This is a genomic window from Holdemania massiliensis, from assembly GCF_022440805.1.
Classification (GTDB): Bacteria; Bacillota_I; Bacilli_A; order Erysipelotrichales; family Erysipelotrichaceae; genus Holdemania; species Holdemania massiliensis_A.
Genome location: NZ_JAKNTK010000001.1, coordinates 446,815 through 464,692 on the forward strand (window position 1 = coordinate 446,815; position 17,878 = coordinate 464,692).

Annotated in this window: 15 protein-coding genes; 2 read left to right on the forward strand and 13 right to left on the reverse strand. The window is 48.8% G+C overall.

The genetic code is table 11. The annotated features are described in order from the left end of the window. Nucleotides 1-41: 41 nt before the first annotated feature. Nucleotides 42-938, reverse strand: a complete 897-nt coding sequence (locus MCG46_RS02125) for a LysR family transcriptional regulator (protein ID WP_240277244.1) — start codon at nucleotides 936-938, stop codon at nucleotides 42-44. Nucleotides 939-1,103: 165 nt separating this feature from the next. Between MCG46_RS02125 and MCG46_RS02130 the strand changes: the two genes are divergently transcribed. Next, nucleotides 1,104-3,233, forward strand: a complete 2,130-nt coding sequence (locus MCG46_RS02130) for an FMN-binding protein (protein ID WP_240277250.1) — start codon at nucleotides 1,104-1,106, stop codon at nucleotides 3,231-3,233. A gap of 233 nt (nucleotides 3,234-3,466) precedes the next feature. Here MCG46_RS02130 and pepF read toward each other — a convergent pair whose 3' ends face one another. The 4 genes from pepF to MCG46_RS02150 all read right to left on the reverse strand — a co-directional run bounded on the left by pepF (nucleotide 3,467) and on the right by MCG46_RS02150 (nucleotide 9,586). Continuing rightward, on the reverse strand, nucleotides 3,467-5,233 hold the full coding sequence (gene pepF / locus MCG46_RS02135; RefSeq protein ID WP_240277253.1) for an oligoendopeptidase F: 1,767 nt from the start codon (nucleotides 5,231-5,233) through the stop codon (nucleotides 3,467-3,469). Nucleotides 5,234-5,537: 304 nt separating this feature from the next. Beyond that, nucleotides 5,538-7,526 (reverse strand): DUF6892 domain-containing protein, encoded by a 1,989-nt coding sequence (locus MCG46_RS02140; RefSeq protein ID WP_240277254.1) that lies wholly within the window; start codon nucleotides 7,524-7,526, stop codon nucleotides 5,538-5,540. Nucleotides 7,527-7,552: 26 nt separating this feature from the next. Continuing rightward, entirely contained in the window at nucleotides 7,553-8,728 is a 1,176-nt protein-coding gene (locus MCG46_RS02145) for a DUF1266 domain-containing protein (RefSeq protein ID WP_240277255.1), read from the reverse strand. 225 nt (nucleotides 8,729-8,953) lie between these two features. Then, nucleotides 8,954-9,586, reverse strand: a complete 633-nt coding sequence (locus tag MCG46_RS02150; RefSeq protein ID WP_240277256.1) for a TetR/AcrR family transcriptional regulator — start codon at nucleotides 9,584-9,586, stop codon at nucleotides 8,954-8,956. Between the two features lie 384 nt (nucleotides 9,587-9,970). Between MCG46_RS02150 and MCG46_RS02155 the strand changes: the two genes are divergently transcribed. Continuing rightward, nucleotides 9,971-10,969: a hypothetical protein gene (locus MCG46_RS02155; RefSeq protein ID WP_240277257.1), complete on the forward strand. Its 999-nt coding sequence runs from the start codon at nucleotides 9,971-9,973 to the stop codon at nucleotides 10,967-10,969. A 329-nt stretch (nucleotides 10,970-11,298) separates the two neighbouring features. Here MCG46_RS02155 and MCG46_RS02160 read toward each other — a convergent pair whose 3' ends face one another. The 8 genes from MCG46_RS02160 to MCG46_RS02195 form a co-directional block, all read right to left on the reverse strand. Then, nucleotides 11,299-12,057: an SDR family NAD(P)-dependent oxidoreductase gene (locus tag MCG46_RS02160; RefSeq protein WP_020225242.1), complete on the reverse strand. Its 759-nt coding sequence runs from the start codon at nucleotides 12,055-12,057 to the stop codon at nucleotides 11,299-11,301. Nucleotides 12,058-12,186: 129 nt separating this feature from the next. Beyond that, entirely contained in the window at nucleotides 12,187-12,810 is a 624-nt protein-coding gene (locus tag MCG46_RS02165; RefSeq protein WP_240277258.1) for a hypothetical protein, read from the reverse strand. A gap of 116 nt (nucleotides 12,811-12,926) precedes the next feature. Then, complete coding sequence (locus tag MCG46_RS02170) at nucleotides 12,927-13,562, reverse strand: histidine phosphatase family protein (protein ID WP_240277259.1); 636 nt, start codon at nucleotides 13,560-13,562, stop codon at nucleotides 12,927-12,929. Beyond that, entirely contained in the window at nucleotides 13,559-14,308 is a 750-nt protein-coding gene (locus tag MCG46_RS02175) for an MBL fold metallo-hydrolase (RefSeq protein ID WP_240277260.1), read from the reverse strand. Before MCG46_RS02175 ends, MCG46_RS02170 begins: the two co-directional genes overlap by 4 nt. Further along, the gene (locus tag MCG46_RS02180) at nucleotides 14,293-15,108 is read right to left on the reverse strand and encodes an ABC transporter ATP-binding protein (RefSeq protein WP_240277262.1); all 816 of its coding nucleotides are present in this window, start codon (nucleotides 15,106-15,108) and stop codon (nucleotides 14,293-14,295) included. Before MCG46_RS02180 ends, MCG46_RS02175 begins: the two co-directional genes overlap by 16 nt. A gap of 4 nt (nucleotides 15,109-15,112) precedes the next feature. Next, a complete protein-coding gene (locus tag MCG46_RS02185) occupies nucleotides 15,113-16,072 on the reverse strand; it encodes an ABC transporter ATP-binding protein (RefSeq protein ID WP_240277264.1) in 960 nt (319 codons plus the stop codon). Then, complete coding sequence (locus MCG46_RS02190) at nucleotides 16,072-16,881, reverse strand: ABC transporter permease (RefSeq protein WP_240277273.1); 810 nt, start codon at nucleotides 16,879-16,881, stop codon at nucleotides 16,072-16,074. Before MCG46_RS02190 ends, MCG46_RS02185 begins: the two co-directional genes overlap by 1 nt. Then, nucleotides 16,878-17,840 (reverse strand): ABC transporter permease, encoded by a 963-nt coding sequence (locus MCG46_RS02195; RefSeq protein WP_240277274.1) that lies wholly within the window; start codon nucleotides 17,838-17,840, stop codon nucleotides 16,878-16,880. The genes MCG46_RS02190 and MCG46_RS02195 overlap by 4 nt, the downstream gene beginning before the upstream one ends. Nucleotides 17,841-17,878 lie beyond the last annotated feature (38 nt).

The window sequence follows — 17,878 nt, forward strand, 5'->3', positions numbered from 1 at the left end:
AGATCGACAAAGAAGCAAAACCGCTGATGTATGAATGCAATTTATTGAATATCTGGATCCTGTGCCTCCTTCAAGGCCTGAATCAACAGATCGCAGCTGCGGGAACAATAATGATCTTTGCGGCGGATCAGGCAGATATCCCACGTCAGTTCCGGTTCGGCAAAAGGAATCGCAGGCAGTTCCTCAGGCTGATTGGGTTTCAGATAATAAGTAGTCCCAATTCCAACCCCTTGATTGTCCTGGACTAACTGTTTCCAGGCAATTTCATTGGGTGAGGTCAGAGCATAAGAAAGACGCAGGTGCTGCTTCATAGCGCACTGTTCAACAGTCTGCCAGATTTTAAAGATCCGATTTTTGGTGATCAGCGGATACTGAGCACAGTCCTTTAATGTCGTTATTTTCTGTTTTGCCAGCGGATGCTCGGGATGAACGACAGCGCATAATTGATAATGCTGCAGCCGGATGGTTTCAAATAATTCCGGTTTATTCGGCAGATTGATGGACAAACCAAGATCACAGTCTTCCTGTTCGACCATTTGTTCGGCAAAGATATCCGGCAATTCTAAAAATTCAATTTCAATTTCCGGATGCTGACGTTTGAAATCGTCAAAAACGGCATAAAAACTCCCCTGCAGAATTCCATGACTGCAGGCAACACGGATATGACTGTTCTCCTGACTGGCCATATTTTTTAAACGTTCCTCCGTGGCAGATACCTGATCGAGCAGAACGGTAATTTCTTTCAGCAGCGCCTGACCGAAGGGTGTCAGACACAGTTTGCCATGCTCTCGATAGAAAATTTCAGTATTGAACTCCTGGGCGAGATTACGCATGGATTTGCTTAAGGCCTGGGGCGTGATATACAAGGCCCGAGCTGCAGCTGGAAGACTAAGACATGCTGCAAGTTCTTTAAAATAAATCATTTGTCGAATTTCCATCTTATTTCACTCCTGGTTTAAGTTAAGCATTCACAACCTGGCTTGTCAACCTGGAGTGAAACTTAAAGTTTCAGTCACGAAGAAAAAGGTTGATTGCATGTGAAAATAAAATCAAATACAATGAAGTCAGTTTCTAACGAATAGAGAAGAAACGGGGAGGAAATGATGAAGAAGATCACAACACTGCTTCTTAGCGCGGTTCTGCTGCTGTCCTTGACAGCCTGCCAGACGCCAAAGACAGAAACCGGCAAATATACACCGGGAACCTACAGCGCTGAAGCCCAGGGTTTCGGCGGGAAAGTCACAGCAACGATCACTACCGACGCTCAGACAATCACGGATGTCATTTTGGAAGGTGCTGATGAAACACCGACGATCGGCGGAGCGACCTTGGAAACATTAGCGGCTGCAGTAAAATCGGCGAACAGTGCGGAAATTGACGCGGTCAGCGGGGCAACCGTGACCAGCAATGCGGTTAAGACCGCGGTGGGTCTGGCTCTGGATCAGGCGCAGGGAAAAGAAACCGCGAAAGCGGATCTGAAAGATGGAACCTATTCCGTCAAGAGCACAGGTTACAGCTGGACAGGCCAGATCAGTGCGGATGTAACAATTGAACAAAATCAAATCAAGGCTGTGACGATCACGGAAGAACATGAAAGCGAAACTGGGGAAATGGCGCAGACCGCTTTCGACACGCTGATTCCGCGGATGATCGAAGCGCAGAGCCTGGCCGTTGACAACATCAGCGGTGCGACGGCCACTTCCAATGCGATTCGGGATGCCGTTGCTCAGGCGATCACAGCAGCGGGCGGCGATCCGGCTCAATGGCAGACACCAGTGGAGAAGAAACAGGATACGGTGAAGCTGGAAGGCTATGATGTCATTGTTGTCGGTTTGGGCGGTTCCGGAATTCTGTCCTATTGTGCGGCAGCGGAATCCGGGGCTGCGGTCTTCGGGATTGAAACGACGGCAAAACTGGGTGGCCAGTCCGCAACGACAACCGGACCGATGGTAATCAATTCTCACAATGAGGCTTACAAGGATGTTGCCTTTGCCAATCCGGATGACGTTTATAAGACCTGGATTGATTATGTCGAAACCGAAGACAAGGCCGATATCATTCATGAAGCAGTGTATAACAGCGGAACTTATCTGGACTATTACATCGATCAGTTCGGCTTTGAGTTTGCGGGAATGATCATGAGCTTTGCGAAGCCGGAATGGTCGCAGTTCTGGACACGGTACGTCGGTGAGAACGGCACTTCCAATATCTTTGGCCCAACCAAGACCAATCAGTTTAACCGGGCTATGGATAAAGCCGTGTCGCTGAATGAGAAAAATGGTTATCAGCTGGAATTGACAGCGCAGGAACTGATTTTTGACAACGATCAGGTTGCAGGCGTCAAAGCTGTTTCCTACGATGGAACGACCTATGAAATTTATGGGGATACCATCATTCTGGCAACCGGCGGTTATATCGGCAATGAAGAAATGGTTCTGGAAAACTGGGATGCTATGCCGAATACGGTCGCTTCCCTAGTCAATGATGGAACGGGAATTCAGATGGGACTGGCAGCCGGAGGAACGACGTATATGATGGGCGTTGATCCGATGATCCATATTCTGCAGGTTCCCAATCTGATCAAAAACGATGATCTGACAGCCGATCAGAAAGCTATTTTATCGGCTTTGGCTCTGGTCAAGGGAGAAACCAGCGTGACCGTTAAGGGAGAAGCCCTGGATCCAACCCTTTCCGAAGCGATGATACCGGAGTATAAATACTATAACGTTTATTCCGCGGATCAGATGGAAGCTTTCAAAAACACCGGACTGACTGAGAATTTTGCCACGGCAACAAGCATGTTTATGGGGCAGGGCGGCAGCTTTGAAGTCGGTCAGCCGATTGCGGATTTAGACACTATTTTGGAAGTGGGAATGCAGTATAAAAATGTTCTGAAAGCCGATTCCATTCAGGCGCTGGCCGATCAGATCGGCTGTGATGCGGCGGTTCTTGCGCAAACCCTGGGCGGGGAAGATACGGCTTACTATGCGGTCATTGTTTCCGGTTATACTTACGGAACGGTCGGCGGATTGGATGTCGACGTCAATATGAATGTGCTGCGCCAGGATGGTACGCCGATTGACAATCTTTTTGCGGTAGGTACAGATTCCATGGGTGTGGAAAACATTGAAGGAAAACCGTATACGCCATGGGGTGGACAGGCTCAGTCGTGGACCTTTGTTTCCGGCTATTTAGGTGGAAAAGCGGCGGCAGCTGTCGGCATGGCAAAATAATAAAGTGTATTTGAAAAACAAAAAAACCTTGCTGCGAGGTTTTTTTTGTTTAATGCTGAAATAATATTTAAGCAATAAAAAATGATTTAGATCAATTTTAGATAAGAAAAAACTTAAAATCGTTAATTTAGATCAAATTTATGAAAATTATAATCGAAATAACTAAAAAATCCGTTATGTTCTTTTCTTTGAACACAGCGGATTTTATAAAATAATGAATGCGATGCAGAGAATTAGATCTCTTCCATCAGTTTCTCAAACTGATCCAGAGTTTCTTCAAAATAACGGAAGGCATCGTTATAAACCTGTTCCCCACGCGGATCAGCCCCGGCTTTGATCAGCTGATCAATTGGAGCGCAGCTGCCGCCGCGGGTGAGGAAGCGCAGATAATCTTCCGTGTCACCCTTGAGAATGCGGGAGGCAAAGGATAAGGCGACAGACATGCCGATCGTGTATTTGTAGACATAGAAATTGTAGTAAAAATGCGGTACAGAATAACATTTGTATTTTTCCAGCTCATGTACGGTCACAGCCGGACCATAATAATCCTGATTCAACTTGTAATAATAGTCTGTTAAATCGGAAGAGGACAGAGCTTGTCCGGCTTCCAGCTGTTGATGCAGCCACGCTTCAAACTGAGCGAACATCGGCTGACGGTACAGTGTGCCGACCAGCTGTTCCAGCATGTTGTATAACAAGGAAGCCTTCATTTTCGGATCATCGCTGTGCTGAAGCATATACTGATTCAACAGAACCTCATTGACTGTTGAAGCAACCTCGGCGACAAAGATCCGATAATCGGCCAACAGCGGACGGTTAGCCCGATGCGAGAAGAATGAATGTATGGAATGTCCCAGCTCATGCGCAAGCGTGCTCAAGGAATCATATCCCCCTGTAAAGTTGGTCATCACAAACGGATTGGAATCGTAGGTGCCCCATGAATACGCACCGCCGCGCTTGCCCTGGTGCGGATAGAAATCAATCCATCGTTCTGTCCGCGCCCGTTTTAACAGTGCCTGATATTCTTTGCCTAATGGTGCTAAGGCCTGATCCAGAATTTCAAAGCACTGATCCAGATCATAATGCGTGTCAACAGACTGAACCAGCGGAACGTTCAAATCGTAGCTGGTGCAGTCATCCAGACCCATCAGCTTCTTTTTCAGTTCATTATACCGCCAGAATGCTCCATGATATTTCTGATTGGCGATGTCCAGAACCTGCTGGAACAGCGGAACATCGGCGCCGTCTTCAAACAGACTGGCCTGCAGGGCGCTGGAAAAGTGATGCAGTCTGGCCTGCAATACCTGACCCTGGGCATGGCCGATCAAGGTCGAACAAAAGACGTTCTGATGCCGGCGATATTGTTCATAAAAATGCTCAAAGGCCTGTTTGCGGATTTCCCGATCCGGATTGTGCAGCAGTTGATTCATAATCGCCTGATTTAAAAATTCTTCTTTTCCATCAATCAGCACCGGCTTGAATTCGGGCACAAAGGCTTTAAATGTTTTCTGCGGATTTTGAAACAGATCGTTCATCTGCGCCAGCAGCTGTTCTGTCTGGGCATCCGGACGATGCGGGATCGTGCGGAAAATCTCCTGAATTGGATAGCGGTAATCGGCGCAGTCGTCCTGTTTCAGATAATCTTCGACAAGCTGCTGATGTTCGATCAGTTCCTGATCAATAAAGGTTGTCGAAGCATAAACCTGATTGACGAACGTGACTGATTTGGCCAGGTTCTGCTGGACCTGCGGGTCTTCCGGTTCCACATCAGCCCGCATCTGGGCATAGACCGTCAGATTTTCACACTGCCGCTGCAGGGCCTCCTGACTGTCCATAAACAGACGGAAGCTCTCACGGGTCTCTGTAATGTGTCCCTGCTTCTGCGTAAGCTGAGCCAGTGTTGCTTTGGCCTGTTGTAAAGCGGCGTCAAACTGAGCCTGATCGGCAAACAAACCGCTCAGATCCCAGGTGTCTTCAATGCGTATGTCTTTTCTTTCCATAATGATTTTCACCTCTATCCTTTATTGTATCATTCTTTCCCGATTTTCCCCATTTCTTCCTGCTGGGAAAAGAAAAAACTTCCGCCTGTTCAAAGCGAAAGTCTATATTTAGTTCCATTTTTGGCCTAAGTGATGTAAAGGTGGGGTAGAATCCAACCTGTTTCCAGCATCGAAGATCAACATGGGTACGTTACGCCAAGGGGAAGGCAGCTTACACCTTTTTCGTCATCAAAACTTCTGCTTTGTAATTTCCGAAAAGGTTTCGAGGCTTATGCCGTTTTCCCGCAGGGAGCAATGAATATCGTTAATGCTGTCCTTTTTCATTGAAGGCGTTTGCCTGTGGATCAGCATCGGCATCTTCGATATCAAAAGGAACGTCATAGGCAGAAACGACTGTAATTCCGCATTGGCGGAATACGGGGACAACCGAGCGATCCTGGGTCGTAAAGATGGATGCCCGCTGAAGCCGCGGAAACTGGCTTAATTCCTCTGGAGTAATGGCCTGAATATTAAACAGCTCATCCTCCCCATCCCAATTGGGGGCAAGCTGACAGTTAATTTCATCACCGCCGTCCATATCTATTCGGGTGATTTCCGAGGCTAGTCGGGCAGGGATGGGGTAACGCCGAAACCAGTTCGCCGCTTCCGGAATCATTTGATCATAGCCCTCAGTTTCCGGATCGATTCTGCGTCGGCTATATTCATCCGCAAATTCCCAGATGTCAAACCTGGGCTTTAATAGCCCCTTGTCATACATCAGCACGTTCATCACCGCCAGCTTAAAATTCAGATTTTTGAATTTCAGCACAGGCTCTTCCAACTTAGACAGCTTGTATTGACAGGACTTTCCCTTGGACTTCGGCAGGGTGTGGGGGATGTTCGGGTAGGACGCAGAATAGCGAAGCCATTTTCCCAGTTTCTTCGGCTTGTTGGCTGTGCGCAGAAATGTCCAGAAATCTTCCGGTCGATGAAGAACAGTGCCAATCTGGGAATGCCGGGTTATGATCACAACCTGACCATCCGGCAGCGCCGTGATATGATCAGGTTTTTGGAGTCCGAACATACCGGATCGGATACGCAGGATTTCGTTTGTTTTTGGGCTCCAGAGCTGCGCAAAGTCGGTGCGGAAGTCCTCGCTGGAATTATAAATCAGCACCCAATCGCCGGTGAAATGCCGGATTTTTAAATTCTCACCCATGCCCGGCAGCGGAACAATTTGACAGTGTCCGTTGTCCATATCTAAATCAAAGAGATTGCCCTTTGTATCACCTTCACCCCAGGTTTCTTTGATCATCAGCAGACGGGAGGTTCCAGGGATTGGGATGCTGTTGCCAAGGGCATCATAATCTTTCATGCGTAAAAATGGATAAGCATTCAGATCCTGATTTTCATAACAGGTCAGCCGACTGTCGCGGCGATGACGCTGGGCAAAAATCCGGCCTTGTCCATCGGCGGCCAGCTGGCATTCCTCATCGCTGGCGGATAAAATGAACCGCTGGGTGTTTTCGCAGCCGCGCTCATTCATTGTCAGGAAGAGAAGACTTTCTTCATCTCCGCAGCACAGCCGATCGCAAAACCAGTACAGTTTGCCCAGTTTCTTCATCGACCTGGGTGTGAGCGCCGGCCAGTCGTTGATCCGGGTGGGATCTTTGCCGCCAATGACGTGATCGGAATACGGCGAGGAATAGATCGCAGCATAAAAATCAAGTTCCTGAGAATAGGTCAACTCCCGGAAATCTTTCCATTGAACACGGATGGGCTGGAGCGGGGAATTTCTCAGATCAGCGACAAATTTTCCCTGCTGATCATCCTCTTTCGCAATCCAGATGCCGCTGGCAAAGTTTCCGGCAATTTCCTGAATAGTATAATAGGCGTCATCCGGAAAATAAACATCCTGGCAGGGCATGACAGGGTGCAGATTCTGCGTTTTGGCTGGCTGCCCCCACTTGCGGCCGCGCTGCTTCATCCGTTTGAAGTTGTACTTTGCTTTGCGGCACTGTTTTTCAAAATCGTCTTTTTGAGCTTCACAAATCAAGACGAACAAGTATTCGTCCTCTTCATCCAGATCATAAAGTCCCCATCCCAAGGTGCTCAGCTCCTGACCTAAAGCCTGAACACCGATTTCATGCTCAAAAGGTCTGTATTGTAAAACGATATGATCGAGACGAGTGTCAAGCAATGCTGGAACAGATTGGCCCCAATGCCTGCGCAGCTCCGCCAGCGTATCGCCAATTTCACCGTCAAAACGGAGGATGTCCAAGGCGGTTTCAGTCAGCGAATCAAGATCAAACATGAATATTTCCTCCTGACGGATTGTTCTTAAGCCTGAAAATCATATCGGCGGGCAGGCCATGGACAATTTCTCCACTGTCCTTCGTTGTCTTCTGCCTGTCCGGTAAGCAGGTCGATTGCCGCGTCGGCCACAAAGCCCAAATAACATTCCGCTGAAGTGTCAGAACAGAGCAGCTTCCACATCAGACCGCCGAACAGATAGGACTGGGCAAATTCCCGCCAGCTGTGCAGTTCCTGGGCAGCCCGCAGGGAGAGCTCCCGCAGCATTCCGATGGCTTCCCCTTCAGTAATCCAACCAAGGTAACAGCCCCAGCGCGTTAACATAGCTGCCCGGCCGGTATCCCAGCCCGTCATAAAGCTTGGAGAAAACCGCGTTTTGTAATGCTGGGCAAAACGCCAGGCACGGGCAAGGGCTTCGCGTTCTTCCTCATCCTCAGCTTCGTCGGTGAGCTCCTTGGCAGTAACGGCATCGCAGAAAAGCTGATAACGGAAAGTGTATCCTTCCTGTGAGAGGTAGCGAAGCGTATCCAACAATTCACTTCGGCCATGGATTCCCCACGACCGACGGACCAGTGAAGCGATTTGTTGTTCCATGACCGGAATGTGTTCTTCGACATCCATATCGTCTAACTGATGATCGTTTAAATTGCTGATGATCCCGGAGAGCAGGATGCCAAACTTTGCCCAGCATGGGTCATCTTGGGTATAGAGTACCGGTTCGGGTTCCGGCAAAGACTGGATCTGAGCCAGTTTCTCATCTAAGACACGGTATAGTTCTTCCTCCAATGCCTGATCAAAATCGGAAGGCTCGGTTTCCTCATCCTCCTCATTTTCCATGGCCAAGGTTTCCAAAGCGGCGGCGATGACTCCCATGTCTTCGCCTAAAAGCTGATTCATCATGCCTTCCAGGCCTAGTGCAGTAACTTCTTCGACTTTTTCGTCCACCTTCTGCTGGATCATCGCTTCCATGTCTGTCATCTGCGCCATGAATTCAGGGCTGAACATCTGACCTAAGATTTCCACCTGGCGCTGTTGATTCGCCGCGTTCTGAGCTTCTGCTTCCTGTTTGCGAAGCTGTTTTTCAGCTTCGGCCTGGTTTTGTTCAGCGATCTTCCGGCTTTTTTCCATCGATTCGTTCAGCTGCTTGGATGCATTTTCACTGGCTTGTTGAGCTCGTTTCATCATTTCTTCAATGTTGACCATGGTGATCTGTTTCCTCCTTTTTTCTTTTTCAGATCTCTTCATTTTGTGCTGTCATGATTCAGGGAAAGCTGAGTGATTTCCAACTTTGTAAAGTAGACACACAAACGTTCCTTCTCCTTCGCGATGGGGATACCCATGGTTTTGTGATCAAGGATATACCGTAAGATTTGTGATTTGAAATCCGCTTGTAATCTTTTCTTTGTCTTCTCAGCTTTCCTTTCAGAATCATTTTGATTCCTTGTTTTTTGATTGTTCGTACAGAGTTTCCATATATTCAAGAATGGTTTCTATTTGAAAGTCGATCATTTCATCGGAAGCCTCCGCAAAGAGAAACGGCAGTGTATCCGGAATGGCTTTGTGTAAAATTGCCGCAGAGAAGACTAAATTACCAAGAAGCTTGATATTTGATTCTTCTGTATGAATGCCTAGGATCTGGATCAGCTCTGTAAAAAAAGTGAGACGTTTTCTCTGGAACTCTTGTCGTTTTTCGTCGGATAAACACTTAAAGAGAGCCTGTTGTTCTTCTACGCTCATGATGGTGAAGCCTTCTTGACCGCCATAACAAATTTGGCGGAGAAACTGTGCGGCACTTGCCCGCCAGCTGAGCTTAGGATCTTCCATCAGACTTTTGGCGTAAGCCAGCATTTGCGGCTGCTGCTGATAGAAAGCCTGGATGACCAGATCTTCTTTAGCGGGGAAAAAAGAATAGAAAAAAGTTCGGGATATGCCGACGTTTTGGTAGATCTGTTCTACGGTTGTACGCTGAATGCCCTGGGTGGAAAAAAGTTTTAATCCAGTATCAATCAAGGCTTTTTTTATTTGTTCTCTTTCTGATTCGGAATAGGCGACTTTGGGCATCGAGATATCCTCCTGATAAAATAAAGACAAACTTCAAACTTTATCTTTATTTTATCAGGAGCGGCGGAACAGCACAAGCAGTAAATAACCTTTCTTGTTTACGCTTTTTCCTGAAACAGCTAAGTTTTACTTAGCGGATTTCAAACATTGAGTAAAACAGCGAGAAATTCAAAAATTTGAAACGATCTAAATCGGAGCGGAGTTTGGCAGTGGGGATCAAAAGGAGGATCTGGGATTGCGCAATGGAAAGCTTACATTCAGAAATTGTAAAGTGTCTGAAAGGGACTCAAGCGAGCTTATAAAAAGAATTCGTAAAGTTTTTTAACTTTTTATGGGGCTTTTTCTGATTTTCCGCAATATTAATGATGAAGGAGGATTTTTAAAATGAAGATCAGCAATACCCCACCCCATGATTTATACCATTTACTCCTGCCGCCTTTTCCTGGTTTAGCACCGGTTCACGAACGTTTAATGCCGATTGATTATCGCGAAAATGTTGTGTTCCTACACACCTTCGGTTGTGCAGATGAAAAGTCTGAAAAGATTCGCTTGGCCTATTTTTCAGCACTGTTTCATCGTCAGTTCATCCGGGCGGATGTAAAAAATCCGAAGCCTGCAAAATCCTATAAGCAGGAAAAAGAGGCTTGCTTGGATTTACTTATCCAGCTGGAAGACGACCAAGGCCAGATCCTGCTTGTAAATATGGAAATGCAGGATACTCAGAGGGAGAAGTATTTGTCATTGCGCTCTCAGGGATATGTGGCTCAGATCGTTGCCGATCAGTTGAGCGAGGACAACTTTAGTGAATTCCATCCAACAGTTCAGATTACGCTTGCTAACCGCATCCTTAAAAAGCAGGACGATGATGATTATCTCTATGCGTTTTGTTATTGCAATGAAGTGAATAAAATCCGGATGCCGGATGAGCGGTGTCGGATACTCTGGATAGAAATGGATAAATTAGAGAGGTTGGAAAGCAAACCGTTAAACGAATGGAGAATGGATGAGAAAATCCATTACATGCTTCGATTCAGCCAGTGTGCAGAGAAACAGAACATCATTCATGAATTAGTGGAGAAGGAGGAAATAATCAAGATGATGGAAGAAAAGAAAATGGATTTCTTAAGTGATACGTGTTTAGCCATTGCCCGCATTCGAGCTAAGTTTGACGAAGTAGAATATGAAATGGACTTGGCAGAAAGTCGTCTTCAAGGCAAGCTCGAAGGCAGAATTGAAGGTAAAAAAATGTTGATGAAACATTGGCTAAGCCAGCACTTTGAATTGAGTGAGAAAGAAGCGTATTGGATTGACCATTTAAGTGAAGAGGCACTGCTGGATCTCTGTCAGAATTTTGATAAAGCGCATGTGTCCGATAACCTTTGACAGGAAGTTGAAGCTTCACAGGAGAACATCAAAAAGGAATGCTGTGTTCTCATCACAAAATAGAAACCTTGGACACGGATAAAGTGAAAATCTAACTTTGACAGGATCGGATCTCAATAGATTCTGAGGGCAGACTCCATTAGTTGGCGCAGTGTCATCTGCCGCTCTGAATTCTCTTAACCAAATCACAGAAGCGTTCGCTATGAGCCCAGTTCATCGATCGTTGGAACAGGAAAAAAGAACCCTTCCGGGACTCGGAGGGGTTCTCAAATACAGCCTTGTTTTTAACGCTTAATGCATGAAATTGTGAGGATTCTGAAAATACTGGATTAGGAATGCATGTGCAGACCACCGTCGAGCATGAAGCTTTGACCATTGAGATAGCCTGAATCCTCAGAAGCCAAGAAGGCAATGATCGGTCCGCAGTCTTCCTCGGTGGTGCCGATGCGGTGCAGCGGAGAGCGGCTTTCCAGCGCTTTTAAGGCCTCAGGTTGGGTAGTGCGGAAATTCTCGGTCGCGATGATCGGTAAAAATACGTTGGTTGTAATTCCGTATTGTCCCCACTCATTGGCGGCGGTACGGGTAATTGCACGGATGGCTTCCTTTGCCATGCCGTAAGCGCCGAAGCCGTTGTTGCCATCATAACCTGCAGCAGAGGCTGTATTGATGATGCGCCCCCAATGATTTTCTTTCATGTACGGGAAGCAGCGCTGCATGAATTTGAGACTGGCTAACGGGCCGGTTTTGTAGGCAAGCAGAGCATAGTCGGTGTCAATTTCTTCGATCGGACGGTAGAGCATGGCGCCTTGCGCACAGTTAACCAAGATGTGAACGGTGTGGAAGCGGGCGATTGTTTCGTCAACGACATGCTGAATCTGCGCTTCGTCGGAAACATCGCAGGTAACCGTCAGAATCTCGCCTTCAATTTCCTGCTTCTCGATTTCCTGGCGGATCTGATCCAGCTTTTCCTGACGCCGCGCGCACAGCACTACGGAAGCGCCGTTGATGGCCAGAACCTTGGCCACACCTGCGCCTACGCCAGAACTGGCACCTGTAACAATAGCAATTTTTCCAGAGAGTTTACCCATAAATCTCACCTTCCTTTCTTTCAGTATAGCACTAGTTCGTGAAGAAAGCGCAAATTTACACAAAGTATTGATTTCACAAATCAGTTTCGGGAAAGGAGGGAAAAAACGACAGAAAATCTCGCTTTTAATTTAAAGCGTACGGCGCGGAATTATGATCTCAGGTTTTCGAGCAGCTTGGGCAAAACAAAACAAGGCTGGAATGTAGAAAGGCCAAATCCAGTCCCCCGCTGCGATAATTCCAAATTGAAACAAGACGACGTTCAGATCGCAGAGTGCTAACAAAAACGTTCCGCCTGTGGTCCAGCACTGAACTGTCTTTCTGGTTTCCTGGGAATCGAATAAAGAAGGTTTCCGCGGATTGCGAGTTTCTTTCTTTAGCTTACGCAGTAGAATCATTCCTGAGAAAAACACGTTAAATCCCGTTTGGACGGCATAAAACAGACTTAGACAGAAGATTTTCGGCAGTCTCAGCACGAGAGCGGAAATGAAAATCAAGCCAGCCAGCGTGAGACACAGTTGAATCCAGCGTTCCTGCTGGATTACAATGAAACTCAAACAAAGCTGAACAAGGCAGAATAGGGCGATTCCGGTCTGCCAATCGGAAGTAAACAATAAAAAAAGATCAGCCAGACTGCAGCCAATTAAAGCCAATCCGGCCAACGGTTCAGCGGCGGGTGTTTTGATGCTGGATGTCAGCGCACCGGCGGTACAAAATCCAACCCAGCTCCATTGCCAATAAGCGATTTCATTCAATGCCCACGGACCAGAGAACTCCAGGATAAATAAGCAAGACGCAAAAAAAAACTGCGGTCAGGATGAACATGATGACTACCTCCGCAGTTTAGTCTTCCCTTCCCTTCCTCGCTTTATCAGCAAAGGTCCGGCGATGCTGTTTCGGGATAAGGCATCAATGGACGGCAGGACAGAAGCGTCAAGCGATCTCCGGCAACTTCCAGATCCAGGATATAACCTAAGCCGTTGGGAGCGTCAATCTTGAAGAAGTCTTCAGGTCTACGTTGTTCCAGCAGCATTCTGACAGCTCGGATTACGCCGCAGTGCGTGACGAGGGTGGCGCTGTTGATCTGGTTTTGGAGCAGATCAAAGGTCAGGGCATGCAGGGCATCGTGAATCCGTTTTTGAAATTGCGGCAGCGTTTCAGCTTTGCCGATAGTTTCCCCCTGCAGCCAGCGCCGAAAAAAATAAGCTGCGGACGGATTGGTTTCAGATTTATTTTCCAGATCACCGAAATTGATTTCCCGGAATTGAGGAAGCAGGCCATTCAGTTCAGCTTTCCCATCGTATAAAATGTGAAAGGTTTCCGTACAGCGGCTCAGATCGGAACTGTAATAGTGCTGAGTCTGAGGATAAGCACAGCTGCGGCGCAGCCTGCGCAGTTCAGAGCGGCCCCAGTCAGTCAGGGGCACGTCGGTATGCCCTGCCAGAAGATGCTCCTGGTTGCCATACGAAAAACCATGCCGGACAAAAACATAACGGAATAAACTCATATTTCCTCCTGCGGGTCAAGTTCGACCGATAATAATTTCGAAGCTAGAATCAGCTTTCCGGAATAAACGCTGCGAGCCTGCTGGACTAAAAGCTCAGGATCGCCATAGATTGGCAGATGCGACAACAACAGCGCGGACACCTGGGACTGCTGCGCGAGCAATCCAGCTTCTTCACCATTGAGATGACCTGCCTGCTGACCCGATCGCGGAGCATACAGACTGCATTCACTGATCAATAAGTCTGCATTGCGGCAAAAGTCGGCCAGTTCGTCAAAATAGGCGGTATCTGCGGTATAGACAAGACACTGTCCCTGACATTCGACCTTGATGGCCAGACATTCGATTGGATGGCGAGTCTGCAGAAAGGTACAGTGAAAGGGACCGATTTGAAGTTCACTGTGAGCCTTGATCGCTGTCGCCTCGGAAAACGGGGCCCAGGTCAGCTGTGGGAAAACCTGTTCATCGCGCAGACCGTAAAAGTGCAAAGGTTTGGATGTCTGCCCAAGCTGGGCTTGGATCAGCCGGCCATAGATGGCACTGCCGAAATCACTGTAATGATCGTAATGATAATGGGAAATCAGGATGTGATTCAGATCCTTCAGATCAATTAGATTCTGAAGCGTGCTGAGGACACCGCTGCCGCAGTCGAGCAGAAGATGAAAACCATCCTGACTCAGCAGATAACCGGAACATGCCTCATTTTTCCGACAACAGCCGCCCCAGCAACCGATTACTGTACAGCGCATAAAGCGTCCTCCGCAAGCAACGAGCTGGAGATCAGGCTGGACGTGTAAGCCTGCTTGGGATGATGCATCAGCTCAGCTCCGACTCCCTGTTCAATCACCTGACCTTTGACCAAGACAAAGATCGTGTCCGACATGTAATGGACAACGCTCATATCATGGGAGATAAACAGATAGCTTGTGCCATAGCGGCGCTGCAGTGATTTTAACAAATTTAAAATCTGCGCCTGAATCGAGACGTCCAGGGCTGAAACACATTCATCGCAGATGATGACCTGGGGATTTAAAAGCAAAGCGCGGGCGATCGCAATCCGCTGACATTGGCCGCCGGACAGTTCAGCGGGTCTTCGCGACAGACAATCCGGCTCCAGACCCACCTGCGGCAGGATTGTCCGGATTTTCTGCCGAGCCAGAGCCGGGGAGAAATCATCATCCAGCCGCTTCATTGGCTCCATCAGTATCTTTTCAATTGTGAAATAGGGATTCATCGATTCCTTGGGGTTCTGGAAAATAAACTGAACATTGCGGCGGAACCGGCGGTATTCTGCCTGTTTCATTGTGCGCAGATTCTGTCCTTGATACAGGACCGTTCCTTTTGAGGGACGCTGCAGATCGCCGAGAATCTCGCCAAGGGTGGATTTACCGCTGCCGCTTTCCCCGACGATGCCGACGGTTTGTCCCTGAGCTAATTTCAGGCTCACGCCGCCCAGAGCCCGCAGCGTTTTTTGTTTTTCCCAGAACACTTCTTTTTTTAGCAGGTAATCTTTGACCAGATTCTGGCCTTCGAGGATTAATTCTGACATCCATTCACACTCCTTCTGCGTTTCGGCACCGCACAAAATGCGCGGTTTCTTCCTGAATTGTTAACGGCTGACGGCACTCCGGAGTGCACAGCCGGCAGCGGTCGGCAAACAGACAGCTTGTTCGATCGCGGTCTTTCTCCGGTACAAAGCCGGGAATTTCGGCAAGCGGCAGATTGGGATCCTGATCCAGCTGCGGAATCACGGAAATCAAGGCTTGGGTATAGGGATGCTGAGGATGGTCATAAACCACCGCGGTCGGTCCCGCCTCCATGATTTGACCGGCATACATCACGACGATCCGATCACAGTATTTACGCAGCAGGTTCAGATTGTGAGAAATCATCAGCAATGCGACATGCCGGGTCTGATGCAGCTGGAAGAACAGCTCGGTGACCTGTTTCTGAACGATGGGATCGAGCGCGGTTGTCGGTTCATCCGCCAGGATCAGCTGCGGATCGCACATCAGCGCCATTGCAATGTTGACGCGCTGCCGCATGCCGCCGGACAGCTCACCGGGATAGTTGTTTAAAACCCGCTGCGGATCCGAAATGCCGACGCTGGCCAGCAGTTGTTCCGCTTTGACCAGCGCTTCCTTCGGCGTGCCTAAGCCCTGAGCGAGATAGCCGTCGGTGATCTGATTGCGGATGCGGATTAAAGGATGCAGGTAAGCGACGGTGTTCTGCGGAACAAAGCCGATTGTCGAACTGATGACCTGGCGGCGGGCTTTGGCACTCAGCGTCAGCAAATCCTGTCCGCCCAGGATCATCGCTTCCGCCTGCAGTTTTAAATCTTCGGACAGCAGGCCCAGCAAGGCCCGCGCCGTCATTGTCTTGCCGGATCCGGATTCACCGATAATGCCGACGCATTCCGATTTTCTGACGGATAAGGAAACATCATGGATCAACGCCTGGCCGCGGGCGTCCATGACAGAGCAGTGACGGACATCAAGCAAAGAAGGGATCATCAGCGGCTCCCTCTTTTTACCAGGCGGTCATTCAGACCATCTCCCACCAGATTAAAGCCCAGGGCCGCCACTAACAGCACGGCGCCGGGAGCAACTGCCAGAAAGGGATAGGACAGGACAAACTGTCGGGCTTCACTGAGCATCAGACCCCAACTGGCTGAAGGCGGCTGAATGCCCAAACCTAAAAAGGAAAGCGAGGACTCCGTCAGAATGGCTCCGCCGACCGCGGAGGAAAACTGGGTGATCAAACGCGGCAGCATGTCCGGAAAGATATGACTGATGACGATCTGTCCTGAGCGGCAGCCATAGCTGCGGGCGGCTTTGACATACAACCGGGTTTTGTTTTCCAGAATCATCGAATACACCAGCCGGGAGAAAGAGGGAATCATGAAAATCCCGATTGCGATGACGGAATTGATCAGGCCCTTGCCTAAGACGGCGACCAGCATCATCGCCAGCAAGATCCCCGGGAAAGCCATAAAGCCATCGATAATCCGCATGATTAAGGCCTGCAGCCGCGGTCCAGCCATGGCTGCCAGCGAACCCAACAACAGACCCGCTGCGGTTCCGACACTGACCGAACCTAAACCGACTAATAAGGCCGAACGGGAAGCGATCATTACGCGGCTCAGGACATCCCGGCCGAATTGATCGGTACCCAGCCAATGCGAGAAGGTCGGCAGCGCAAAGCGGTTGGCAGTGTCCATTTTATTGGGATCCATCGGCAGCCAGAAGAAAGAAATCAGGCACATAGTGAGGATCAGCGCGACCAGCAACAGGCCGGGCAGCAGGGAAGAGTGTTTTTTCATGTTTCGTTTCCTCCGGATTCCATGCGAATCAGCGGATTAGCTGCGATTACCAGCATATCCGTGATGAAATTAAACAGGACGACCATCAAGGTGATGAACAGGACAATTCCCTGAAGAAGCTGGATATCTCGTTGTTCCACTGAGGTCAGCAAGAGCCGGCCGATCCCCGGCAAAGCAAAGATCGTTTCAATGATGACCGTGCCGCCGAACAACTTGGCAGTTTGACTGCCGATCACGGTGATCGGTGCGATCATCGCGCTGCGCAGGGCATATTTGAGAATCGCCGTGGTGCGCGGCAGACCCTTGACCTGAGCACTTTGCATGAAGTCCTGATTTAGAGCACTGAGCATCGAAGAACGGAACAGCCGGATTAAAACTCCGGACTCGCCGATCGCCAGAATGATCGAAGGCAGTGCCAAACTGTGCAGATAGGCTGAAATGCCTTCAGCGGGCGGGGTATAGCCCGTGACGGGAAACCAATGCAGCTGCGCCGCAAAAAGAATCATGAAGATCATACCCAGCCAGAAAGCAGGAATCGCTGCACCCAGCTGCATCAGGGAACGGGACAGCCGGTCGATCCAACTTCCCTGAAAAAGCGCGGAAACAATCCCAAGTCCAGCGGAAAAGCAGACTGCCAGGATCATCGAAAAGAGGGTCAGTGAGAAAGTGACCGGCAGCCGCTGCAGAATCAGCGTGCGGACGTTTTCACCAAACAGATATGAAGTCCCCCAGTCTCCCTGAAGCAGATTGCCAAGCCAGCGGGCATACTGAGCCGTCCACGGCAGATTTAATCCCATCGATGTTCGCAGGGCTTCCAGACTTTCCGGCGTGGCTTCCGTCCCCAGAATCAGCTGGGCCGGATCACCGGGAATCCATTTTAAAACCATGAAGGTAATCAGGGAAACGACGAACATGACAGCCAAAGCGCTGAACAGCCGTTTGCTTATAAGTCTAAACATAAATGACTCCTTTCTTAAGAAAAGCCTGAGCCTCAGCG